At 56.1% G+C, this 22,258-nt stretch carries 21 protein-coding genes; 7 read left to right on the top strand and 14 right to left on the bottom strand.

The features are described 5' to 3' along the window. Nucleotides 1-175 precede the first annotated feature (175 nt). Nucleotides 176-766, top strand: coding sequence for a lytic transglycosylase (locus ACRBB0_RS21220; protein ID WP_431376470.1), 591 nt, complete (start codon nucleotides 176-178; stop codon nucleotides 764-766). Nucleotides 767-789: 23 nt separating this feature from the next. On the opposite strand, the gene ACRBB0_RS21215 is transcribed toward ACRBB0_RS21220, so the two are convergent. The 5 genes from ACRBB0_RS21215 to ACRBB0_RS21195 all read right to left on the bottom strand — a co-directional run bounded on the left by ACRBB0_RS21215 (nucleotide 790) and on the right by ACRBB0_RS21195 (nucleotide 7,972). Then, complete coding sequence (locus tag ACRBB0_RS21215) at nucleotides 790-1,380, bottom strand: LolA family protein (RefSeq protein WP_431376469.1); 591 nt, start codon at nucleotides 1,378-1,380, stop codon at nucleotides 790-792. A gap of 121 nt (nucleotides 1,381-1,501) precedes the next feature. Next, nucleotides 1,502-2,215 carry a hypothetical protein gene (locus ACRBB0_RS21210; RefSeq protein WP_431376468.1) on the bottom strand — a complete coding sequence of 238 codons (714 nt, stop codon included), beginning with the start codon at nucleotides 2,213-2,215 and terminating at the stop codon, nucleotides 1,502-1,504. Between the two features lie 13 nt (nucleotides 2,216-2,228). Next, entirely contained in the window at nucleotides 2,229-5,309 is a 3,081-nt protein-coding gene (locus ACRBB0_RS21205; RefSeq protein WP_431376467.1) for a DNA translocase FtsK, read from the bottom strand. Between the two features lie 16 nt (nucleotides 5,310-5,325). After that, on the bottom strand, nucleotides 5,326-6,495 hold the full coding sequence (locus tag ACRBB0_RS21200) for an aminotransferase class I/II-fold pyridoxal phosphate-dependent enzyme (RefSeq protein WP_431376466.1): 1,170 nt from the start codon (nucleotides 6,493-6,495) through the stop codon (nucleotides 5,326-5,328). Between the two features lie 145 nt (nucleotides 6,496-6,640). Beyond that, nucleotides 6,641-7,972, bottom strand: coding sequence for an amidase (locus ACRBB0_RS21195; RefSeq protein WP_431376465.1), 1,332 nt, complete (start codon nucleotides 7,970-7,972; stop codon nucleotides 6,641-6,643). 105 nt (nucleotides 7,973-8,077) lie between these two features. Here ACRBB0_RS21195 and ACRBB0_RS21190 point away from each other — a divergent pair, with 105 nt between their 5' ends. After that, nucleotides 8,078-9,289: a UbiH/UbiF/VisC/COQ6 family ubiquinone biosynthesis hydroxylase gene (locus ACRBB0_RS21190; protein ID WP_431376464.1), complete on the top strand. Its 1,212-nt coding sequence runs from the start codon at nucleotides 8,078-8,080 to the stop codon at nucleotides 9,287-9,289. 76 nt (nucleotides 9,290-9,365) lie between these two features. Beyond that, nucleotides 9,366-10,118 carry an SDR family NAD(P)-dependent oxidoreductase gene (locus ACRBB0_RS21185; protein ID WP_431376463.1) on the top strand — a complete coding sequence of 251 codons (753 nt, stop codon included), beginning with the start codon at nucleotides 9,366-9,368 and terminating at the stop codon, nucleotides 10,116-10,118. 307 nt (nucleotides 10,119-10,425) lie between these two features. On the opposite strand, the gene ACRBB0_RS21180 is transcribed toward ACRBB0_RS21185, so the two are convergent. Further along, entirely contained in the window at nucleotides 10,426-11,943 is a 1,518-nt protein-coding gene (locus ACRBB0_RS21180) for a DUF2125 domain-containing protein (protein WP_431376462.1), read from the bottom strand. 130 nt (nucleotides 11,944-12,073) lie between these two features. Here ACRBB0_RS21180 and ACRBB0_RS21175 point away from each other — a divergent pair, with 130 nt between their 5' ends. Together ACRBB0_RS21175 and ACRBB0_RS21170 are read left to right on the top strand one after the other, a co-directional pair. Continuing rightward, nucleotides 12,074-12,823, top strand: coding sequence for an SDR family oxidoreductase (locus tag ACRBB0_RS21175; RefSeq protein ID WP_431376461.1), 750 nt, complete (start codon nucleotides 12,074-12,076; stop codon nucleotides 12,821-12,823). Further along, complete coding sequence (locus tag ACRBB0_RS21170; protein ID WP_431376460.1) at nucleotides 12,820-13,425, top strand: enoyl-CoA hydratase/isomerase family protein; 606 nt, start codon at nucleotides 12,820-12,822, stop codon at nucleotides 13,423-13,425. The genes ACRBB0_RS21175 and ACRBB0_RS21170 overlap by 4 nt, the downstream gene beginning before the upstream one ends. A 57-nt stretch (nucleotides 13,426-13,482) precedes the next feature. On the opposite strand, the gene choV is transcribed toward ACRBB0_RS21170, so the two are convergent. The 4 genes from choV to choX all read right to left on the bottom strand — a co-directional run bounded on the left by choV (nucleotide 13,483) and on the right by choX (nucleotide 16,937). Next, nucleotides 13,483-14,484, bottom strand: a complete 1,002-nt coding sequence (gene choV / locus ACRBB0_RS21165; RefSeq protein ID WP_431376459.1) for a choline ABC transporter ATP-binding protein — start codon at nucleotides 14,482-14,484, stop codon at nucleotides 13,483-13,485. Then, nucleotides 14,481-15,317 (bottom strand): choline ABC transporter permease subunit, encoded by an 837-nt coding sequence (gene choW / locus ACRBB0_RS21160; protein WP_431376458.1) that lies wholly within the window; start codon nucleotides 15,315-15,317, stop codon nucleotides 14,481-14,483. The genes choV and choW overlap by 4 nt, the downstream gene beginning before the upstream one ends. 3 nt (nucleotides 15,318-15,320) lie before the next feature. After that, complete coding sequence (locus ACRBB0_RS21155; RefSeq protein ID WP_431376457.1) at nucleotides 15,321-15,932, bottom strand: LysE family translocator; 612 nt, start codon at nucleotides 15,930-15,932, stop codon at nucleotides 15,321-15,323. Nucleotides 15,933-16,013: 81 nt separating this feature from the next. After that, nucleotides 16,014-16,937 (bottom strand): choline ABC transporter substrate-binding protein, encoded by a 924-nt coding sequence (choX, locus tag ACRBB0_RS21150; RefSeq protein WP_431376568.1) that lies wholly within the window; start codon nucleotides 16,935-16,937, stop codon nucleotides 16,014-16,016. A 146-nt stretch (nucleotides 16,938-17,083) separates the two neighbouring features. Between choX and ade the strand changes: the two genes are divergently transcribed. After that, entirely contained in the window at nucleotides 17,084-18,778 is a 1,695-nt protein-coding gene (ade, locus tag ACRBB0_RS21145; protein ID WP_431376456.1) for an adenine deaminase, read from the top strand. A gap of 31 nt (nucleotides 18,779-18,809) precedes the next feature. On the opposite strand, the gene ACRBB0_RS21140 is transcribed toward ade, so the two are convergent. Continuing rightward, a complete protein-coding gene (locus ACRBB0_RS21140; protein ID WP_431376455.1) occupies nucleotides 18,810-19,985 on the bottom strand; it encodes a lytic murein transglycosylase in 1,176 nt (391 codons plus the stop codon). Between the two features lie 182 nt (nucleotides 19,986-20,167). Between ACRBB0_RS21140 and ACRBB0_RS21135 the strand changes: the two genes are divergently transcribed. Then, nucleotides 20,168-20,530, top strand: coding sequence for a response regulator transcription factor (locus ACRBB0_RS21135; protein WP_431376454.1), 363 nt, complete (start codon nucleotides 20,168-20,170; stop codon nucleotides 20,528-20,530). Between the two features lie 43 nt (nucleotides 20,531-20,573). Here the strand turns inward: ACRBB0_RS21135 and ACRBB0_RS21130 are convergent, their stop codons facing one another. The 3 genes from ACRBB0_RS21130 to ACRBB0_RS21120 form a co-directional block, all read right to left on the bottom strand. Continuing rightward, nucleotides 20,574-21,563, bottom strand: coding sequence for a glutathione S-transferase family protein (locus tag ACRBB0_RS21130; protein WP_431376453.1), 990 nt, complete (start codon nucleotides 21,561-21,563; stop codon nucleotides 20,574-20,576). Between the two features lie 148 nt (nucleotides 21,564-21,711). After that, complete coding sequence (locus ACRBB0_RS21125) at nucleotides 21,712-21,948, bottom strand: GlsB/YeaQ/YmgE family stress response membrane protein (protein WP_431376452.1); 237 nt, start codon at nucleotides 21,946-21,948, stop codon at nucleotides 21,712-21,714. A gap of 3 nt (nucleotides 21,949-21,951) precedes the next feature. Next, nucleotides 21,952-22,191, bottom strand: a complete 240-nt coding sequence (locus tag ACRBB0_RS21120) for a hypothetical protein (RefSeq protein WP_431376451.1) — start codon at nucleotides 22,189-22,191, stop codon at nucleotides 21,952-21,954. Nucleotides 22,192-22,258: the final 67 nt, after the last annotated feature.

The raw sequence follows: 22,258 nt of genomic DNA, 5'->3' as shown, positions 1-22,258 counted from the left end.
GTTTGGGGGCGCTATTTGGGAAACACTGTGTGGAATGCCTTCCGACAGAGCTTTTGAGACGGCGTGATAACGCCGCAACCGGCGGGTTTCCATACCCTTTCCGAATTGTGATTTTCATAACCGCTTTGATCGGCTAAACTGTGCCAAAATAACAAATACAAAAAGCGAGAGGCATATGAGCAAGTGGCTTCGCGCAATGGTGATTTTGGCACTCGTCGCCTCCTGTGGAGGGGGCGGTTCGGGCCAAGCGCCGCGCAGTCTTGATAACGCATGTGAGATTTTGAAACAGCGTTCGACCTATTACAAAGCTTTCCGCGCGACTGAGCGTAAGTGGGGCGTGCCGGTGCATGTGCAGATGGCGACAATCTATCAGGAAAGCAAATTCATCTCGGATGCGCGCACACCGTTGCGGTTCCGACTTGGCGTTATTCCGGCGGGCCGTCAAAGCTCTGCCTTTGGGTATAGCCAAGCCTTGGATGGAACGTGGAAAGAATACCTGGCCGATCAGGGCCGCCGTGGCGCAAGACGAGACAACATCAAAGATGCGACCGACTTTATGGGTTGGTACATGAACGATACCAAGGAACAGCTTGGGATTTCGTTATGGGACGCACGCAATCAGTATCTTGCCTATCATGAAGGGCGCGGAGGCTACCGACGCGGCACTTACAAGTCGAAATCCTGGCTGCTGCGTGTATCGTCTGAGGTCGGACAGCGTGCTGTGACCTATCAAAGTCAGCTTCGAAATTGTAGGGCAGCGCGCTAAGTCGCGCGCTGCAATCGCTTGGGTTACTTGAGCTTTTCGAGCTCTGGTTCGATGTAGAAAATCCGGTTGGGGAGGCTCTTTTGCGCCAACCCACCCAAAACCACAGTTGTGGTTGACCCGTTGCCGTCGTTGATCACCCATTGACGCAACTGCGCCGGGTTTCCAGTGAATTTCAGTTGGATTGACCCATATTCGGGATGTTTTGGGTCTTGTGCGGTGACAATGGTTGCTGTGCCATCATAGCTGTGCCCCGTCACCATCCCAGCGGCGCCAAGATTGACCTTCTTTGCGAGGATAATCGACAAGGGCGTGCGTTTGAGCGGGTAGGTCTCCGGCTGTCCACCTAGTTTGCGATCGAGAATGTAAACGGCACCGGCCGAGGCAAGCACCAGAGCCCGTTCAGGGGGGTTATAGTCAAACCTCACCTTACCGGGTCGTTTGATCAAGATCGTCCCAGTTGACACCGTGCCATCGGCATTGATCTGGGTGAAACTGCTTTCGGCGGATTTGATGGTGTTGAGGTATCGCGACAGCTCATTGAGCGACAGTTTTTGTGCCTGTGCGGGCATGGCTGCGATCAGCAGCGCCAAAGCGGCGACAAATATGCGGATCATCCTTGGGTCCTTCTGCTCCTATTGCCTGCTTTGTCGCATGATCCGTGCGGATATGCGATAGCGCGGGCGTGGCAACAGATATCAGGGGCGAAAGGGCGCCGATCAAGGGGGAGAGATTGGCTTAAAGCTGCAACTCGGGTGTATCTGTCAGCGGATCAGGGGCCCGATCCCCCTGTGGTGACACCAGAATCAGACACTCGGGCACACGCCCAATTCCAAGCCCATATGCCGCGACGCGATGATTTCCAGCCGGAATCAAGACCTCAAGCTTTTTGGCACCACCACCAGAAATCCGCAGCTTTCCAGTAGGACAAGACAGGCGAGCGTCTTGTGTAGCCTCGCGGAGCCGCCTGAATTCAAGCGATTGCGGTTCACAAGCGCCGCTTTCATGAATGCGAAGCCGCACTTTGACGGCTCCGTCACCTCCCAAGTTCAGGAACAAATATCCCAACCGGTTCATATGGCTGTGAAGAGGCTCTTTGTCCGAATACTCAACATCCTTGCTGGCGTCTTGTATCCAAAGCCCCCCTGCCTCGACATCCAACGTCCGCGCTTTTTCCAAAAGGATCTTGGGTTCGGGATCGCCGAGAGCCTCGCGCCGCCTTCGCATCAAGCGTGCCCGAGACATATGGAGACGCTGTGAAGCGTAATGGGCCATGGCCCCTGCGGCCAGTGCCTCAATCGCAACCGTCATTTCCTTGGCGTTTTGCAAGGCCCCGGCCTTCTCCAACTCCATAGCGGCATAACCAAGCGCCTTTGCCTGTTTCCGGCGTTCCTTGATCGGCAACGTCTTTAGCTGTGCGACAGCGCTTCGAAAACTGGCAAAATCAGGCAATATGGTCGGTCTCTTACTGCTCCGGGACTAGGATTTCACGTTTCCCGACATGGTTCGCGGGCGACACCATACCTTCATCTTCCATTTGCTCGACCAAACGGGCTGCTTTGTTGTAGCCAATGCCGAGCTTTCGCTGGATATAAGACGTCGAGCATTTGCGATCCTTGATCACAATGGCCACGGCCTGATCATACAGGGCATCTTCGCCGGTTGTGTTCCCGCCAGTGTTCAAACCCAAGACCGCATCGATATTGCTGGCCTTTTCATCATCCGGCCCGGCCACAACACCCCCGACATATTCAGGCGGACCAAAGGCCTTGAGATGGTTGACGATTTCTTCGACCTCTTCATCCGACACAAACGGACCGTGGCAGCGGGTGATTTTCGCTCCCCCAGCCATGTAGAGCATGTCGCCCATGCCAAGCAGCTGTTCCGCGCCCATTTCACCCAAGATGGTACGAGAGTCGATTTTCGACGTCACCTGGAAAGAAATCCGGGTAGGGAAGTTCGCCTTAATCGTGCCGGTGATCACGTCCACCGATGGACGCTGGGTTGCCATGATCAAATGGATGCCCGAGGCACGGGCCATCTGGGCAAGACGCTGGATACAGGCTTCAATCTCTTTGCCCGCCACCATCATCAGATCGGCCATTTCGTCGACGATCACGACGATATATGGCATTTTCTTGGGCTCGAACTCTTCGGTTTCAAACACGGGTTCACCGGTATCATCGTCGAAACCAGTCTGAACCGTACGTGAGAACATCTCGCCTTTGGCCTGCGCATCCGCAACGCGACCATTATAGCCGTCAATGTTACGCACACCCATTTTCGACATTTTGCGATAGCGGTCTTCCATCTCGCCCACGACCCATTTCAACGCAACAACAGCCTTTTTCGGGTCGGTCACAACTGGGGAGAGCAAGTGTGGAATGCCGTCATACACGGACAGTTCCAGCATTTTGGGGTCGATCATGATCAAACGGCAATCATCCGGCGTCAGCTTGTACAGCAACGACAGGATCATCGTGTTGATCGCAACCGATTTACCCGAGCCGGTGGTCCCCGCAATCAAAAGGTGAGGCATCTTGGCTAGGTTGGCAACAACTGGATCGCCACCAATATCTTTGCCCAGCGCCAGCGGCAGTTTGTGGTTACCGTCTCCGAATTCACGCCCGGCAAGGATTTCGCGAAAACACACCATTTCGCGGAAATCATTGGGCAGCTCGATGCCGATCACGCTGCGGCCGGGCACAGTGGACACACGCGCCGAAAGCGCAGACATAGACCGTGCAATGTCATCAGCAAGACCGATAACGCGTGAGGCTTTCAGGCCCGGCGCCGGTTCAAGTTCGTACATGGTGACAACCGGGCCAGGGCGGACCGATACGATCTCGCCTTTGACGCCGTAGTCATCCAAAACCGCCTCGAGCATGCGGGCGTTTTCTTCGAGCGCTTCGTCACTCAGGTGGTGGCGCTCAATGGCTTCGGGCGACATCAACAGGCCAAGCGCTGGCAATTCATATTCGGGCTTGGTGTCGTCAAACTTGAGGCTGGGTTGCGCTTCGGCCTGAGCGCGTTTCGATTGTACAATCGGTTTGCGGACAGGCTGCTGGACAACCGCCTTTTTCGGCTCGGCTTTGGGAATGGGCAAATGGGGCTGTGCAATGCGCGGCGCGGGGGCGGCTTCTGGTTCCCGCGCGGCTGGCATCGCGACAGGCGCGTCTGTGCCGTAATCGTCGAATTCGCTCATTTCCGCGTAGTGATCGACCTGTTGATCGGCGTGTTGATCAACAGGCGGCTGCGCGTATTGTTCGGCATGGGACTCGGCCACAATCGCCTTTGGGGCGGGGGGCATTGATGAGATGACATCGTCAGCCGCATCCATCATGGGCGCCTCTGGGATCGCCATCGCACCAGCCATGCCCGCCGTCAATGGCGGCTCTGGGGGCAGCCCACCGACTCGGGGCGATGTGTCTACGATCAAAGGTTGCGGACCATGGCCACGCCCTTTGGTCAGAGGCTTGCTTGGATCGTGCTGGGCGCGAACGGCAACCGGGCTTTCACGGCGACGCGTTTTGACAGCATCGGCGATTTTGGACTGGATGCGGTCTTGGCTTGGCGCTTCGACATCGTGATCCATCACGTTGGACACCATTTCAGGTTCCGGCATCGGGTCAGCCTGCCCGCGACGAATAAGAGACGGCATGCGAGACAAAAACCCGGACTTGGTTTCGGAATCGTCTTCGATATTGCCATCATCAATCAGGCTATCGTCCTCAACCAAAGCACTTTGCGGGATTTCAGAGCGCTGAACACGCGCCGGAACCGGAACGGCCTCTTGGGCGGCGGCCCAAGCGGCAGCCTCGGCTTCTTCGGCTTTGCGTGCGTCGCGACGTTCTGCGTTGGCGGCTTGCATACGCTGAGCCGCCTGCGCCGCCCCAACCGCACCACGCCCGGTGAAGCGCACCAAAGTTGCATAGGAAACAACCACGCCTACAATCAAAAAACGGGCAATGCTGCGCAGCTCGTCACGGGTGGAGCCGAGCACAAAGGCCCCCATCGCCAAGATGACACCACCAAGCAACAACTGCATGATTTTCAGGCTCACCCCAGCCGAAAATGGCAGGATGTTGAGCATCGACCCCATGACCATATCGCCAAACAGCCCACCCATGCCAAAGCTATGGCTCCAGCCCACGCTTTCCGGCAGACCAGCGGCATAGACAGAGCAAAGTGCAATCCAAATCGGCGAGAACACAGCACAGAAAAAGCGGTTTTCGCCAAGATGCAGGACGAAGCGCGCACCCCAAACCAGCAAAGTCGCCGCAATTGCCCAGCTTCCCAATCCACAGATCGTGTACAACGGTGCGGCAAACAACGCACCGGGCCGGCCTATCCAATTTTGAATCGGAGCATCAGAGGCGCTGAACCACGACGGGTCATTGGGGGAATAGCTGCCGATGGCTGCGGCGGCGATCAACCCCAACACAATCAGCGCCATACCAATCAGCTCGCGGCCACGTCGTTCTAGCGTTGCCGCCGTGTCAGTGTCGAACAGTGGGTCGCGCCCGCGTGCCTGAAAAGATGCCATACCGTGCCTCGTCTTTTTATTCTTGTCCAAACAGGCAGTCCCGGATGAGGGTCAGTCCTGTTTCGGTGTCTTTGTAAGGGGCGACCAGGGCCACCCGTATAAATCCCTGCCCCGGATTTCCGTCAGCAGTATCGCGCGACAGATAGGACCCCGGCAGCACACGCACGCCAGTTTCCTTCCAGAGTTTCAAGGTTGCCTCTTCGCCATCTTCGACAGGAAGCCACAGGAACATGCCCGCGTTGGGGGACATGTAACCGGGCACATTGCCGAAAATGCGATCAGCCAATTCATATTTCGCTTTATAGAGCGCCCGGTTTTCGACCACGTGCTCTTCGTCGGCCCAGAGCCGTTCGGATGCGCGCTGAAGCGGCATCGGAATGGGCGCACCCGCATAGGCGCGCAGTTGTTTCAATCGCGCAATGCTTTGCGGTCCGCCCGCGACAAACCCTGACCGAAGCCCCGGCAGGTTCGAACGCTTGGACAAGGAATGAAAGGTCAAAACCCGCTCGGCGTTCGCACCCATTGCTTGCGCGACTTGCAAGGCACCAACGGGAGGCGTGTCTCGATACACTTCGGAATAACACTCATCAGCAAGGATCTGAAAATCGTGCTTTTCGCCCAGTTCAATCAACGCTTGCCAATAGGCTTCATCGGCGATGACCCCCTGCGGATTGGCCGGTGAGCAGATGTAACACAGAGCTGCCCGGTCCAATTGGTCGACCGGAAGCGTCGTGAAATCAGGAAGATGACCCGTTGTATCGGTCGCCGGTACAAAGACAGGTTCAGCCGCCGCTGAGATCGCCGAGATCATATAGACCTGATAAAATGGGTTCGGCATCAGCACGGTGCTGCCTTGCGGGCAGAGCGCGATACCAGCGTTATAAAGCCCTTCGCGGGTGCCGTTTAGCGCCAAAATTTGCGTATCAGGGTCAACATCAGCGTCGTAACGGCGCTTGAGCCAGCCCGCGATGGCCGCGCGCAGTTCAGGCGTGCCCTCATTGATCGGGTATCGCCCAAATTCCGCAGCATGTTCGACAATCACATCCGTCACCCACGCCGGAAAGGCGTGTTTGGGCTCTCCAATCGACATATGCCGAACCTCGCCACCCGGTTCATGCACGTCCAAAAGGGCGCGCAGACGCGGGAACGCATAGGCCGGTAGGTTCGAAAACCGCTCGGGGAACATGATAATACTGCCTCAGGTTACGGGATCATTGTCGCCCCGTTTGAGCGCAGGATACGAAATTGCGGCGGCTCCTGTCCAGAATCCGCGTTTGTTCCCCGTAGGATGTGGCTTGAATGTCGCAGGTGCGTTTCTGCCGGGGCTTTCCCTAGGCTTTCAAGGCCATTTCAACCGCCTGTGCGACCCTAAGAAGCCGATCTTCTTGCATTGGCGCCCCGGTCAAAAGCAATCCACAACTCGGAGTGCCGGTTGGAATGGTGATGCCGCAGCCTCCTGTCAGATTGCCGACGCGGGTGTTGCGCAGCGTCAAGAGGTTGGCCGTGACATAGGTCTCCCCCAGCTCCATCAGCGCATCAATTTTAGGCGGCAAGTTGGGTGCCGTGGGGCACAAAACTGCGTCAAAACCGGCGGTTGCGGTGGCCCATGCCGTTCTCATCTGGTCCAAACGCTGCCATGCCGCCACGTAATCTGCGCCGCTGGGGTGCTGCCCGGCTTCAAATCGCTCTCGGATCGGTTTGAACATCAGGTCAGGCTGCGCAGTAATTTCGTTGCGCCAGGTCGCCCATGCCTCGGTCGTATAAAGAACGCCAGCGTCATTCATTGACGCCACAAGTTGCGGCACATCAAGGGGCACAATTTCGGCACCGGCATCGCGCATTTTGTCCAAGGACTCAGAATAGGATTGCGCCACTTGGGGGGCCAAATCTTCCAACACGATTGTTTGCAGAGCTGCAAAACGTCTCCCCTTGAGCCCCTGTGCGCCCCGTAAATCGGGCCCGCCTCGGCCTTCCAAGACGGCAAGCATCTGTGCGGCATCCGCCACAGTTCGGCACAACGGCCCAACCGTGTCGAACTTGACCGCCAGTGGAACAACACCTTGCAACGACACACGGCCAGACGTTGTTTTCAAGCCCACCAGGTCATTCCAAGCGGACGGGATACGCACCGATCCCCCCGTGTCAGACCCAATCGCCGCCGCCGCCAGCCCAAATGCCACAGATGTTGCCGCACCAGACGACGATCCACCAGCCACTGCGTCGTGGTCGTTTACGCAAGGCGATGTTGCGGTCACGGGGTTTAACCCCAAGCCTGAAAAGGCAAGCTCGGACATGTGGGTTTTACCCAAACAGACCAAGCCCATGGCAGAGGCCGTATTCAACACCTCGGCATCACGATCTGGCACCCGCCCCGTAAGCAGAGCCGACCCGGCTTCGGTGGCGGTTCCGGCCGTATCAAACAAGTCCTTCCAGCTCACCGGCACACCATCCAGCCCAGACAATCGCCGCCCGATTTTGGCGCGCTGCGACGCTGCACGGGCCTCGGCCAACGCGCGGTTGGGTGTGACCCGCGCATAGATTCGATCGGCCAAAGGATGCGTGGCGATCTTGTCCAGAAAGCTCTGCGTCAGTTCCACAGGGTCAAGCGCCCCTGCCCCAATGGCCGCGCCCATCTCGCTTGCGCTTTTGACTGTCCAATCCATACCGCCACCCTTTGCTGTTTTCATTACGGTAGCGGCACCGAAGCGCATGGACAATCGCGATTTGAAGCGCATATTGCCTGCTAAAAACCGAGTGAGATAAACAGCATGAACAACGATCTCATCATCGTCGGCGGTGGGCTAAACGGCCCGGCTTTGGCTTTGGCGGCGGCGCAGGTTGGGCTTCGCAGCACAGTGATTGACGCCCTGCCCAAAGATACCCGTGATGATCCGGGCTTCGATGGGCGATCTTATGCATTGGCGCAATCGTCTAAACGTATGTTGGCGGCACTCGGGCTTTGGGGTGATTTGGCTGAAAATGCCCAGGCGATGAATGAGATTAAAGTCTCGGACGGGCGCGTTGGGGATGCTTCGGTGTTTTTGGGCCTGCATTTTGACAGTGCTGAGATTGAAGAAGGCCCGATGGGCTATATGCTTGAAGATCGGTATTTGCGCCGTGCTTTGCTTGGGGCAATGGAAGCAGAGCCACTGATCACGCACCGCGCGGGCGAAACCGTTGTTGCGCAGGATTGCGACGCCCGTCATGCGCAGGTGACATTGGTCAGCGGTGAAGAGATCAGCGGCCGTTTGTTGGTTGGGGCCGATGGTCGGGCAAGTGGAACTTGCGCCCGCGCCGGTATCAGACGGACGGGATGGAGCTACTCTCAGACGGCTTTGGTGTGCGCCATCGCCCATGAAAAACCGCATGGTGGTGTCGCGCACCAATTGTTTTTACCGCCGGGGCCCTTGGCGATCTTGCCGCTGACAGGCAACCGCAGTTCGATTGTCTGGAGCGAGAGAGATGCGCAGGCCCGTGCCATAAATGCCCTGTCTGAACAGGAATACCTGCAGGTTTTACGCCCGCGGTTTGGCGACTTCCTCGGCGACATTTCCCTTGAAGGCCAGAGGTTTGCCTACCCGCTCAACCTGACACTGGCCAATCGGTTCATCGATACACGGATGGCGTTGATCGGTGACGCGGCCCACGGCATGCATCCAATCGCCGGGCAAGGGCTGAACGCCGGACTGCGCGATGTCGCAGCCCTTGCGCATGTGATCACACATGCGGTTCAGCGCGGAGAGGATTTCGCATCAGAGCTGGTGTTAGAACGTTACCAAAGCTGGCGTCGCTGGGACACCGCGTCTCTAGCGGCGGCGACAGATCTGTTTAACAGGCTGTTTTCCAACGACAACGCGCTATTGCGCATGGGGCGTGATCTTGGCATGGCTGTTGTCGGTAGCCTGCCGGGAGTGAGGCGCGGGTTTATCCGCGAGGCCGCTGGGTTGACCGGAGATTTACCGGATTTGATGCGCCTTTAGGGGGCGACAGGGGCCTTGCTCCATCGCCACAGGTGCCTCTCCGGGAGTTAATGCAAAAGAGAAGCAGGGGGGCTTCATGACTAAGAAAGTTGCAGTTGTGACGGGGGCGGCGCGCGGGATCGGGCTTGCTACGACAGATTTATTTTTGGAAATGGGCTGGGATGTTGCGATGGTTGATCGCGACGGGCCTGAATTGTCCAAGGCCGCAGAAACGCGCAGCAATGTTTTGGCCGTCGAACGGGACGTCTCGGACCCAGCTGCCGTCGAGGGCATGGTGTCGGATGTCATGACCTGGCTCGGCCAAATTGATGCATTGATCAACAACGCCGGGGTGGCCGAATTTGGACCCGTTGCCGACACAGATTTCGCCGCTTGGCGCCGGGTGATGGAAACCAACCTGGACGGGGTTTTCCTGTGCACACAGGCCTGTACGGATGCCTTGAAGGCAACACGTGGATCGGTGGTCAATATCGCCTCGATCAGCGGTTTACGGGCGTCGACCTTGCGGGTCGCTTATGGAACATCAAAAGCGGCCGTGATCCAGCTGACCAAGCAACACGCCGCTGAATTGGGCGAGCACGGTATCCGCGTCAATTGCGTGGCACCGGGCCCGGTGCGCACCAAACTGGCGATGGCGGTTCATTCCCAAGAGATCATCGACGCCTATCACGATGCTTTGCCATTGAACCGGTATGGGAGCGAGCGTGAGATTGCGGAAGCGATCTGCTTTCTGGCATCGGAAAAAGCATCGTTTGTGACCGGTCAGATTCTGGCCGCAGATGGCGGATTTGAAGCGACGGGTGTCGGCTTGCCCGCGTTGCGGAAGTAACATCATCGCGACCGGTCATCCAAGCTGCCCGAGTACAAGAGGACCGGTCGGGCTGTGTCGAAAGTGGTCACCACCAACCGCCAAATCCGCCGTTGTTAATTTGACGGTGCGTTGGGCGGTGATGCAGGGCCGACACAATCCGGGTTCTAGGCCACGGATAGAGGTGGGAGCTACATTCTATATCAAACTATATCAAAGGTTGCTCCCGCCCCCCAACCGGGGGCATGTTTCCATCTGGCGACCGGGTTAGGAAACACAAAGATAAAGGGAAATGGGCAGATTGCTCCGCCCATTTCCAGAAGCTGCGTTACTTCAAACGCTGACCATTGGCCAAAACATGACCTTCGGCATTTACTTCGATAACAGATGTGGCCGTGTCGGGTTCTGCACCCGGCACTGTGAACATGCCCATCATCATCCGTGCACCCATGGCGTCCTCTTCACCCATCAGGCCCATGCCGATCAGCTTGTCGATCAAGCCATTCGCACCAGCGACTGACAGGTCCAACTTGCCTTCTGGACGCGGCAGGCCATCAAAGCTTTCCATGTCGGAGTTGTCAAAGGTGAACGCGCCGGAGCCCAAAATTTTGCCCCCCACAGCATCGATAACCAATTCGCGTAGGTTAACCGAATTCAGCTCACCCGGAACGCCGCCTTCCATCTCCATTTTGGCCATGGCTTTTGGATCAAAGATGTTGGCAAAGGGAGAGACTTTGGCATCCATTGCAAGGCGAATTGTTGCAGGGTCGCGGGGCAAATTGGCCGCTGGGTCGAACAGGTTCCATAGCATTTCAGCCATTTCGAACCCACCCATTACGACTTCAAGCGTGGCGTCTTGGGGCGCATCACCGGGTGACAAGGGGGCCGAAAATGTAAAGCCCGTTTCGGCCATCTTGGCGCTAACCGGCACAGGAATTTCGGGACCAGACAGGTCGATTGCAGATTCGGTACTATCCACTTTGTATGTCAGGTTGTCACTCGACATCGCCACAGTTATGCTGCCGGTTGCCGAGCTGGTCTTGCCGTTGGTTGTCCCGCCGTGTTCGGTAACCGCAAATTCCATCCGGCCGCCGGTATGCGCCAAGGTCGCGTCTACGCCAAACCCGCTTTCGAAAATCGCAGTTGGGTCGGAGAAGTCGATACCTTCGGGGATCACGGTCTCGGCGACACCTGTCACACCTGAGAGGGCACCGTTAAACAGTCCGGCGTCATCGCTGTCTGGGTCGTTAAAGGCAAAGTCATAAGTGACATCGCCATAGCTCAGCGCCTGCGAAATGCTTTGCATGCCTGCGGCACGCAAAACCGTGGATTTGCCGCTTAGCGGGCCGGCTTCGACGTCAAAACGGAACATGTCACGGGTGATTTCCTGACCGTCGGCCATCATCTTGCCCAGAGCAATCGTCATTTTGGTTGCGGAATAGTCGTATGTCAGATTGTCCGGCTCACCCGACACAATCATGGTCATGTCTTGCTGGCCAAAGTTAACGGTCACGTCGATCTCGTCGCCGCCATCGGTGCCGGTAACGTGGACCGGCATTTGCTCAGCAAAGCTCACTGCAACAGTGCCGTCGCCCTGATCGGTCAGCCCCATTGTGCCCATTGTAAAGGTCACGGAGCCATCCATTTCGGGAATTGGCATCGACATGACCACATCATTCACAATGAGGTTGCTACCATCGGCAACTTCTGTGGCCGAGACAGTGTAGCCAAAGCTCTGCAAATAGGTTTCAAGATCATCCCAGACCTGTTGCGGCGTCACATCCGCGAGGGCTGGGGTCACAAATGCGCAGAGGGCCAGCGCTGATACCCCGGAAAGCCGTTTCATAATCCACCTCTTTCTGTCGGTTGGTTCAAATGTGCCCCTAGTGTCGTAGGCAGACGAAAGCCGGTCAAGGGACTGGATTCCATACTTTGTACGCTCTAACTAGATTACGAGATGTAGAGGGGCGATTGTCATGAATCTTTCTGGAAAAACCGTTTTAATAACAGGGGCTAGCCGAGGAATCGGAGCCGAGGCTGGGCGGATATTCGCCAATGCCGGGGCCAATGTGGCACTGGTTGCGCGGTCTTCCGAGGCCATTGCCGAACTTGCCGGTGAATTCGGGGAGCAAGCCATTGCAATCCCATGCGATATTGCCCGCTACTGGGAAGTTAGTCAGGCCGTTGATGCCTGTATTCAAACCTTTGGCGGGCTTGATATCCTCATCAACAACGCCGGGGTAATCGAACCGGTCGCCCATATGGCCGAGGCCGATCCAGAGGCCTGGGGTCAGGTGATCGACATCAATCTCAAGGGTGTTTTCAATGGGTTCCGCGCAGCATTGCCGGGGATGTTGGAGAACGGCGGAGGCACAGTGTTGACCATCGGATCAGGCGCGGCCCATGGCCCGGTTGAGGCGTGGTCGCATTATTGCTCGTCCAAGGCCGGGGCGTTGATGTTGACCAAAATGGCCGACAAAGAATACCGCGATCAGGGCATTCGCGCCCTTTCGTTATCGCCCGGAACCGTCGCAACCCAGATGCAGCGCGAGATCAAAGCGTCCGGCATCAATCCAATCAGCAAACTAGACTGGTCAGATCACATTCCCCCCGAATGGGTCGCCAAAACATTGCTTTGGATGTGTGGCGAGGATGCAGACGGGTTTGTGGGCGACGAAATTTCACTACGCGACGAGACGATCCGCAAAAAGGTAGGTTTGATTTGATTTCCCTTGAAAAAGACGGTGGCCTTTGGGTCGCCACCATTAACCGCCCAGACAAGGCCAATTCGCTGACGGCTGAGATGCTGGAACAACTTTGTGAGATCGCAGAAGACGCGCGAGAGTCGCGGGTTTTGGTTTTGACCGGTATCGGCAAAGTGTTTTCCGCAGGCGCAGATTTGGACGCGGCTAGGGCTGGGCTGGCGACTTCACCGCTTTGGGAACGGTTGTCTGGCGCAATTGCCCGTTTGGATGCGTTGACGATCTGCGCGGCCAACGGAACGGTTGCTGGCGGGGCCATGGGCATGTTTCTCGCTTGCGATCTGCGGATCGCCGCCCCCGGTGCCAAAGTCTTTTACCCGGTGATGAAACTTGGGTTTTTACCACAACCGTCTGATCCCAAACGGTTGTCTGCTCTTGTCGGGACATCTCGTGCCAAGATGATTTTGATGGCGGGACAAAAAATCCCGGTTGAAGACGCGCTGGACTGGGGTTTGATCAACCAGATTGTTGAAGGGGATGTTGTCGATGCTGCCAAAGAGCTGGCCCAAGACACCGCGGGTGCCAGCCCCGAACATGCCACGGCAATCAAACGTCTGATTGGCTAAATAGCGTTTGGGGGTTTGGGCCCCCAAACTTCACAACATCTGTTGAATTGACAGCTGTTATGTTGACAGGCGCGCCACAACACTTTGCGCCGAGACCCGGCCAATGGGCTGACCATTTTCCATGACGGTAACGGGCCCCTGACCAAGATTTGGCATGATGTCCCGGATCGGTGTTTCAGCATCAATCGAGGTGTCGCCCGTGCCCGGCTCCATTGCATCGCGCGCCGTCAAAACGCCAAGCGGGTTCATGTTGGCCACAAAATCCTGCACATAATCATTGATTGGATTCGAGAAAATGTCTCGGGGGGTGCCCGACTGAACGATGCGGCCCCCTTCCAGGATCGCAATGCGATTGCCAAGTTTGAAAGCTTCGTCCAAATCGTGGCTGACAAAAATGATGGTGCGCTTAAGCTCGCGTTGGAGTTCCAGCAACTCGTCTTGAAGCCGGGTGCGGATCAGCGGATCAAGGGCCGAGAACGGCTCGTCCATGAGCAAAATCGGCGCATCAGTCGCAAAGGCACGGGCAAGGCCGACACGTTGCTGCATACCACCAGACAACTCGCCAACCTTGCGATCCGCCCAGTCTTTGAGACCAACCAACTCCAACTGTCTTTGAACTGTCTCGGCGCGTTTGGTGTTCTCCATTCCGGCAAGCTCAAGGCCAAACCCCACGTTCTCAGCAACCGAGCGCCACGGCAGCAAGCCGAACTGTTGAAACACCATGGCGACCCGATGTTGGCGCACATCGCGCAACTCAGCTTTGGAACAGCTGACCACATCCACCATGCCATCGCCGCTATTGACCCGCACCGCGCCGCGCACCACCGGGTTCAACCCGTTCACAGCGCGCAAAAGCGTCGATTTGCCCGAGCCAGACAGGCCCATCAGAACGACAATCTCGCCTTCCTGCACCTCAAGAGAGCAATCATGAACACCCAGAACCTGACCGGTTTGTTCCTGAATTTGCGTGCGGTTCAAGCCATTGTCGGCGTGTGGCAGCGCGGACTTTGGCGCATCGCCGAACATGATCGAGACATTATCAAAGCTAACAGCGGTCATTTGTCTTCTCCCACGCGCAGGGCGCGATCCAGCATGATTGCAACGACAACGATGATCAAACCAGCCTCAAACCCAAGGCCTGTATCAACGCGGTTCAAGGCCCGTACAACCGGCACGCCAAGGCCATCCGCACCAACCAACGCAGCAATAACGACCATCGAAAGCGACAACATGATGGTTTGGTTCAACCCGGCCATGATTTGCGGAAGCGCGCTTGGCAGTTCAACCTTCCACAGCTTTTGCTGTGGCGTTGCACCAAAGGCATCAGCGGCTTCGATCAAGGCCGTCGGTGTTGAGGATATGCCAAGATAGGTAAGCCGGATGGGGGCAGGAACCACAAAGATCACCGTCGCGATAAGGCCAGGAACCATGCCGATTCCAAAAAACACAATCGCGGGGATCAGATAAACAAAGGTCGGCAACGTCTGCATCAGATCGAGCACTGGGCGCATCCACGCATATAAATGCGGACGGTGTGCGGCGGCGATACCAATCGGTACGCCCACACCCATACACACCACACAGGCCGACAAAACCAGCGTCAGGCTTTCGGTGGTTTCCTCCCAGTACCCTTGGTTGATGATGAACAGGAACCCAATGACGATAAGCGCAGGCACTTTCCAAGTGCGGTGCACAAACCAAGACGCGATGGCCATAACAGCGATGACAATCAGCGGATGCGGCGTTTGCAAGACCCACAAAATGGCGTCAATCAGCCATTCCATCGCCTCGGCCATGCCGTCAAAAAACACTGCACCGTATTTCTGCAGCCAGTTGAACATCGCCTCGGCGGCGTCTCCTACGGGTATTTTATACTCGGTTAGCCAGTCCATACATCAGCTCTCGGGTTTGAGGGCCATGGTCAGGCCGGAGAAAATCAGGAAACCGCCGACACCGCGATTGAGGCGGTGCAGACGAGGCGGAGTGAGCACGTGGCTCATGGCGCGTCCAAAGACAGCGTAGATCGCAATCGCCGCCACTTCCAGCGCCAGAAACAACGCTCCAAGCAAGGCAAACTGCGACAAGAGATCACCAGATCGGTCGATAAATTGCGGAAAGAAAGCGGTGAAGACAGCAATGGCCTTGGGGTTGGCCGCCGCAAAACTCATATCGCGACGCATCAACGCCAGAATGCTGGTTTGCTTGGAAACCGCTTCGCTGGGCGCGGGTGCAGACCACATTTTCCAGCCGACATAAATCAGATACGCTGCACCGGCATATTTGACGACAATCAACGCCGCCTCAAACGTTGTCAGCAAAGTGCTCAGCCCCAAAGCCACCAAAGCGATCATTGCCGCAAAGACCGGCAACCGCCCCAGCCCCCCCGCCAAGGCAGGCCAAAAGCCCAAACGTGACGCATTGGAAAATGCCAACAGGTTGTTAGGCCCCGGCGACAGGTTCAGCGCAAAACAGGCCGGAATAAAAATGGCGAGCAGGGTCAGCGACATGACATCTTTCGCGAAGTTTCTTGAGGTATATAAAAAACCCGCCGCCTTTTGACCGGGCGGCGGGTAATTTCAATCGGACCGTTACAGACCCAGCGCACCTTTGACCGCGCCCATTGCGTCACCGCCATCTTTTGTCGTGACACCAGCGAGCCAACTATCAAGGGCAGCAGGGTTGGCTTTGAGCCAAGCCGTTGCAGCTTCGTCAGGGTCCTGACCATCGTCGAGGATCGCGCCCATGATTTCATTCTCCATCGCGAGCGAGAATTCGAGGTTGCTCAGCAGCGCACCAACATTGGGGCATTCAGCCACATAACCTGCGCGTGTGTTTGTCGCGACGGTTGCACCACCCAGGTTCGGGCCAAAGTAATCGTCACCACCAGTGAGGTATGTCAGGTCATAATTGGCGTTCATCGGATGGGGTTCCCACGCAAGGAAAACAACCGCGTCACCTTTGTTATCGGCGCGGCCAACCTGAGCCAACATACCCTGCTCAGAGCTTTCTTTGACATCAAAGCCGCTGAGACCAAACGCATCCGCTGCGATCATGTCCATGATCAGGCGGTTGCCGTCGTTGCCCGCTTCGATACCGTAAATGGTCTGGTCAAGCGCATCACCGGCTTTGGCAATATCAGCGAAATCTTTGATGCCCATTTCGGCACCGGCGGCGTTGGTCGCCAATGTATATTTCGCGCCTTCAAGGTTGGTGCGCACGGTGTCAACGGTTCCGGCCTCACGGTAGGGCGCGATGTCGGCTTCCATGGTTGGCATCCAGTTTCCTAGGAAAACATCGACGTCGCCCTTGGCCATTGATGTGTAGGTCACGGGGACGGACAGAACCTTGATGTCTGTCTCATAGCCCAGCGCCTGAAGCACAACGGTGGTTGCGGCGGTGGTTGCGGTGATGTCTGTCCATCCCACATCGGAGAATGTCACGCTGTCACAGCTGGCAGAGGCAGCCCCTGCTGCAACGATCAGCGCCAATGTGGATGTGGTGAGTTTGGTCATGGTCATTGTTATATCTCCCTGAGCGTTTTATCTTGACTGGCCAGTCAATCAACGCAGTTTCTTATAAAAAAGCAACATCAAGTTTGACCTACCCTGCGAAACCGGCAGTTTAGGTATCAATGGCGTCATAAAAGGACACTTAGACCATGAACACTCTGGTGAACAGGATTGCACAGGGCCGCGGCGATGAAATTGCAGACAAGGTCTTGCGGGGTGGGACAATTCTCGATCTGATAACCGGCGAATTGATCGCGGGTGATGTGGCAATCTGCGGTGATACGATCGTAGGCGTGTTCGACGATTACGAGGCCCGCGAAGTGATAGATGTGAGCGGCACCATACTGGTTCCCGGCTTTATCGACACCCATTTGCATATCGAATCGTCTTTGGTGACGCCCTTTGAATTCGACCGCTGCGTAACCCCGCGCGGTGTGACAACAGCAATTTGCGACCCGCATGAAATCGCCAATGTCATCGGCTCGGCCGGGATACACTATTTCCAAAACGCATCTGAACACACGCTGATGGACATCAAAGTTCAGCTGTCATCTTGTGTTCCATCCACCCATATGGAAACCGCAGGCGCATCACTGTCGGCTTCAGACCTGGCTCCGTTGCGGGGGCATGCGTCGGGGCTCGGATTGGCGGAATTCATGAATTACCCCGGTGTCATCCACCGTGATCCAGAGTGTATGGCCAAACTGGCGTTGTTTGAAAACGGCCATATCGACGGCCACTGCCCCCTGCTTTCGGGGCGCGATCTCAATGCCTATATCGCCGCCGGCATTCGAACCGAGCACGAGGCGACATCAGCCCCGGAAGCGCTTGAAAAGCTGCGCAAAGGCATGCGTGTCCTAATCCGCGAAGGCTCTGTTTCCAAAGATTTGCACGCGTTGCAACCGCTTTTGAATGAACGCACCTCACCCTATATGTGCCTGTGTACCGATGATCGCAATCCGCTCGACATCGGTGAATACGGTCACCTTGATCACATGATCCGCGAATTGATTCGCCTTGGCACACCGCCCATCGCGGCTTACCGAGCTGCATCACTTTCCGCCGCAGAAGCCTTTGGCCTCAAGGATCGGGGCATGATTGCGCCGGGCAAACGCGCGGACATCGTTGCCATTGACAGTTTAGAAGGGTGCCATGCGCATCTGGTGATGGCCGCAGGAACAGTTGTCAACGATACCAGCTTTGCGCAACGTCGCCTTGTGGATCCGGTCGGCCGTCACTCTGTTCAGGCCCCAAAAGTACAAGCCTCCGATTTCCGCACCCGCGCCAACCGTGCTGAAACCGATGTGATCGGCATCCGCGAGGGGCAAATTCTCACCGACCATTTACACGAAAACATCGCAATCGAAGACGGTGACAAACGCCCCGATATTTCCCGCGATCTTGTGCGTATTTCTGTGGTCGAAAGGCATGGCAAAAACGGCAATATTGCCACCGGGTTCGTCAAAGGATTCGGCCTCAAGGCGGGGGCAATTGCCTCAACCGTTTGCCACGACCACCACAATATTGCCTGTGTGGGCGTCAATTATGCCGACATGGCCGTTGCGGCCAACCGGCTCGGCGAAATCGAAGGTGGGTTCGTCGTGGTCCAAGACGGCAAAATCCTGGCTGAACTGGCCCTGCCAGTCGCCGGGTTGATGAGCTTGCTCAGTTTTGAAGAGGTACGCGACCACCTTCTCGACCTGCGCGCCGCCGCCCGCCAATTGGGCGTTACGCTAGAAGAGCCGTTCTTGCAGCTCGCCTTTCTGGCTCTACCGGTGATCCCAGCGCTCAAGATCACCGATAGGGGCATGGTCGACGTGCATAAATTCGAGATTATTTCCTGACCCAAGCACCGACTTGGGCCAGAACCCCAAGCTACAGCCGGTTCAGCAAATCGGCTGTAGGCCACGAATCGGCGGGCAAGCCCATCTTGATCTGAACGTCGCGCACCGCTGCGCGCGTTCCTGCACCCAAAATCCCGTCGATTTTGCCGACATCATAACCCATGCCCTGCAACTTGCTTTGCAGCGCTTTCATCTGTTCGCCCTCCAAGCCTTTGGCCGGGCTCCCTGCGTCATAAACCGAGGCCCCTTCAAGCCGCGTTCCGAAATATGCCGCGGTGAGCACATAGGTGAAGCTCTGGTTCCACTCAAAGTAGACGCTGAAATTTGGGTAAGCCATAAAGGTTGGCCCGCCGCGCCCTTGCGGCAAGAGAATCGAAGATGGCAGTCTGCCATCATCCAAAACACCTTGGCGCGCCCGCACCCCCATCTGCTCCCATTCGGCGACGGTACGGGTGGTTTGCAAACCGGCCATGGACCAATCAAAACCGTCAGGCAAAGTCACCTCTTGCAACCATGGTTCGCCGGGGCGCCAGCCCAAATGCGACAGCATTTTCGCCCCAGACAAAAGCGCATCTGCGGCCGAGGTCTTGAGCGTCACACGCCCATCACCATCCCCATCGACGCCGTTTTCCAGGATGTCCTTGGGCAGCATTTGCACCATGCCAATTTCTCCCGCCCAGGCGCCTGTCGTGGTATCAGGATCAAATCCGCCTTGTTCATAAAGCGACAAGGCCGAAAACACCTGTGGGCGGAAAATCTCGGGCCGGCGGCAATCATGAGCAAGCGTCACGAGCGCATTGGCGGTGTTAAAGTTGCCCTGAAACGCTCCGTAGTCGGTCTCAAACGCCCAAAAGGCCAGCAATACCCCCGGCGCAATACCGTAATCACTTTGAATACGATCAAAGACCGACGCGTGTTTCGCACCCATCTGCCGCCCTTTGTCGAGCCGGTTCTGGCTGATCAGTTTGCGGGAAAACGTGATAAATGGGTCTTGGAAAATCCCCTGACGGCGGTCTGCCTTAAGAACACTGTCACTATGGCTGATGCCATCGAAAAAGCGCCGGGTTGCGTCGGCATCATGACCAGAAGCAACGGCTTCGTCGGCCATTTGCGCTTTGAATTGCGCAAAGCTTCCTCCACAGGTCACCTCTTGGGCAGCGACTGCGCCTGCCATGAACATTCCCGCTAGCGATACCAATTTGAGCATCTCACCCTCATTTTTAATTTATTGTTCAGACTATCAGCAGGTATCTGCCCGGCAAGGCACAATCCTGCTCAACGGCCAAAGTGTTCTTGATTTGTTCAAAATCTTTACGTGCTAATTAACCCTTTGTTAGGATTTCTGAATGAAACGTAGCACTCACATTAACCCGTTCGCAGGAGGTCCACTTGAAAGTTTTGATAGTGGAAAGCCAGATCGCCCTCGCCAATTTGTGGCAACGTCACCTGAATCGTCTGGGTGCCAAGGTCCACCTAGCCAGGAGCCAAGAAGAAGCCACCGATCTCATTTCCAATACATCCTTTGACGTCATTGTGCTGGATCTCGTCCTGCAAAGTGGCAGTGCGTTAGCAGTATCCGATTTTGCCCAATACCGTCGCCCCGAAACCCGTGTCGTATTTGTAACCAACTCAAGCTTTTTTTCAGACGGATCGATTTTCCAACATTGCGCGAATGCCTGTGCATTCTTGCCCAGCACCACGCCGCCAAGCGATTTGGCAACGATGGTTGAGCATTACGCGCAAATACATTGATTGGCGGCCGTTCTGCGGCCACCAATCCACTTATAGGTAGGGTTTAAAGAGCAAAGCGAATTTCACGCCCATGCGGCATGGTGAAATCCAACTTCGGCCCAACAGGTATTATTCTGTGCGGGTTTATCGTGTCATGGCTAAAGTGGTAGTGCCGCGAAATTTGCCCGAAATCCACGGTCTCCGCGACACCCGGCCATTGGTAAAGCTCGCGCAAATACGCCCATAGATTCGGGTAATCGACAATACGCGCACGATTGCATTTGAAATGCCCATGGTAGACCACATCGAACCGAACCAGCGTCGTAAACAGGCGCCAATCGGCTTCGGTTATGCAGTTGCACATCAAGTACCGATGGGCTGACAGCCGCTCTTCGAGCCAATCCAACGTTTCAAACAGCGGTTCAATGGCCTCTTCATAGGCGTCTTGTGTCGTGGCAAAACCTGCTTTGTACACGCCGTTATTAACCGTGTGATAGATGCGATCATTGACCAGTTCGATTTCATCACGAATCGCCTCGGGCCAATAATCGTCCGTGTTGCCCGTTATCGTGTCAAAGGCGCTGTTGAACATTCGAATGATCTCGGAAGATTCGTTGGAAACAATCGTCTCGCGCTTTTTGTCCCATAGGATGGGCACGGTGACACGACCTGAGGCCTTGGGATTGGCTTTGATGTAGATATCGCGGGCAAAAGGCAAACCGTATAGCGAATCTCCGGTCCCGCCATTTTCGTCCTGGGTGAAACTCCAGCCATCACTCAACATGTCGGGATGAACCGACGATACCGAAATGACGTCTTGCAGCCCTTTGAGCGCGCGAAAAATCAGGGTGCGATGCGCCCAAGGGCAAGCCATGCTGACATACAGATGATAGCGGCCAGCCTCAGCCTTGAACCCGTCATCACCGGTCGGACCGGCAGAGCCATCAGCCGTAATCCAATGACGGTAACCGGCATCTTGCCGCACAAACCGGCCCTTACTTTTGCCGGTATCGTACCATTGGTCATGCCATTGTCCGTCGATCAACAGGCCCATCTCAACCTCCTATTTCGTGTTGGAATAGAGGTAGCGACTGTTGATGAGTGCGCAAATAGCCAACAGCGCGCAGCTTTGGCGCGCAATCGCACAAACCATATTGTGACTGACTCTGTCCAATGGTTGCGCCAATGGTTAACGGAGATGGTTAACGCCCGGTATATGATTTCCAAATATAGAGCAAAAGCATCGCGCCCAGCACCGCGCCAACCAACCCGGCAAATGCGCTAAAAACGGACAGTAAAAACCGCAGCAGCAAACCACCAATCAAAGCCCCGGCGATCCCGACACCAATGGTTTGGATGACACCGGTTTCAACCTTCATGAAACGCGTCGCCAGGAACCCCGCCGCGGCACCAATAATGATCAGAAAAACAATCGACATGGTTTATTTCCTTCGCCAATGAGTAGGGACAATGATCAGCGCACCAATGGATGCGGCAACTGCATTGATCCCCGGTGATCGAAAACCAAGACCAAACATCAGCTGCACGAAATAGGCCAAAAAGGCACCGCCAATACAGATGATGATGCTTTGCAAAATGCCGTTATGGGTAAACCGGCTCCGCTCAGAAGCGTAGCCAACAATCCCGGCAATCACGACAGTGCCTATCATAGTGGGGAACATCAGGGCCTCTTTGCGATTTGTGCCAGTTATAAACACAAGTTTAATGTAGGCGGCCCAGGGCGCAATC

This window comes from Pelagimonas sp. (assembly GCF_050633425.1).
Lineage (GTDB): Bacteria > Pseudomonadota > Alphaproteobacteria > Rhodobacterales > Rhodobacteraceae > Pelagimonas.
The sequence above is the reverse complement of the archived record's forward strand: the minus strand, read 5'-3'. Positions and strand labels throughout refer to the sequence as shown.

Excerpts from the sequence above, each read along its gene's own strand:
- ACRBB0_RS21190 (WP_431376464.1), top strand. The coding sequence starts at position 8,078 with ATGAACAACGATCTCATCATCGTCGGCGGTGGGCTAAACGGCCCGGCT.
- ACRBB0_RS21205 (WP_431376467.1), bottom strand. The coding sequence starts at position 5,309 with ATGGCATCTTTTCAGGCACGCGGGCGCGACCCACTGTTCGACACTGAC.
- ACRBB0_RS21140 (WP_431376455.1), bottom strand. The coding sequence starts at position 19,985 with ATGCTCAAATTGGTATCGCTAGCGGGAATGTTCATGGCAGGCGCAGTC.
- ACRBB0_RS21185 (WP_431376463.1), top strand. The coding sequence starts at position 9,366 with ATGACTAAGAAAGTTGCAGTTGTGACGGGGGCGGCGCGCGGGATCGGG.
- ACRBB0_RS21220 (WP_431376470.1), top strand. The coding sequence starts at position 176 with ATGAGCAAGTGGCTTCGCGCAATGGTGATTTTGGCACTCGTCGCCTCC.
- choX (WP_431376568.1), bottom strand. The coding sequence starts at position 16,937 with ATGACCAAACTCACCACATCCACATTGGCGCTGATCGTTGCAGCAGGG.
- ACRBB0_RS21175 (WP_431376461.1), top strand. The coding sequence starts at position 12,074 with ATGAATCTTTCTGGAAAAACCGTTTTAATAACAGGGGCTAGCCGAGGA.
- ade (WP_431376456.1), top strand. The coding sequence starts at position 17,084 with ATGAACACTCTGGTGAACAGGATTGCACAGGGCCGCGGCGATGAAATT.
- ACRBB0_RS21215 (WP_431376469.1), bottom strand. The coding sequence starts at position 1,380 with ATGATCCGCATATTTGTCGCCGCTTTGGCGCTGCTGATCGCAGCCATG.
- ACRBB0_RS21130 (WP_431376453.1), bottom strand. The coding sequence starts at position 21,563 with ATGGGCCTGTTGATCGACGGACAATGGCATGACCAATGGTACGATACC.
- ACRBB0_RS21120 (WP_431376451.1), bottom strand. The coding sequence starts at position 22,191 with ATGTTCCCCACTATGATAGGCACTGTCGTGATTGCCGGGATTGTTGGC.
- ACRBB0_RS21125 (WP_431376452.1), bottom strand. The coding sequence starts at position 21,948 with ATGTCGATTGTTTTTCTGATCATTATTGGTGCCGCGGCGGGGTTCCTG.
- ACRBB0_RS21200 (WP_431376466.1), bottom strand. The coding sequence starts at position 6,495 with ATGTTCCCCGAGCGGTTTTCGAACCTACCGGCCTATGCGTTCCCGCGT.
- ACRBB0_RS21195 (WP_431376465.1), bottom strand. The coding sequence starts at position 7,972 with ATGGATTGGACAGTCAAAAGCGCAAGCGAGATGGGCGCGGCCATTGGG.
- ACRBB0_RS21180 (WP_431376462.1), bottom strand. The coding sequence starts at position 11,943 with ATGAAACGGCTTTCCGGGGTATCAGCGCTGGCCCTCTGCGCATTTGTG.
- choW (WP_431376458.1), bottom strand. The coding sequence starts at position 15,317 with ATGGACTGGCTAACCGAGTATAAAATACCCGTAGGAGACGCCGCCGAG.
- choV (WP_431376459.1), bottom strand. The coding sequence starts at position 14,484 with ATGACCGCTGTTAGCTTTGATAATGTCTCGATCATGTTCGGCGATGCG.
- ACRBB0_RS21155 (WP_431376457.1), bottom strand. The coding sequence starts at position 15,932 with ATGTCGCTGACCCTGCTCGCCATTTTTATTCCGGCCTGTTTTGCGCTG.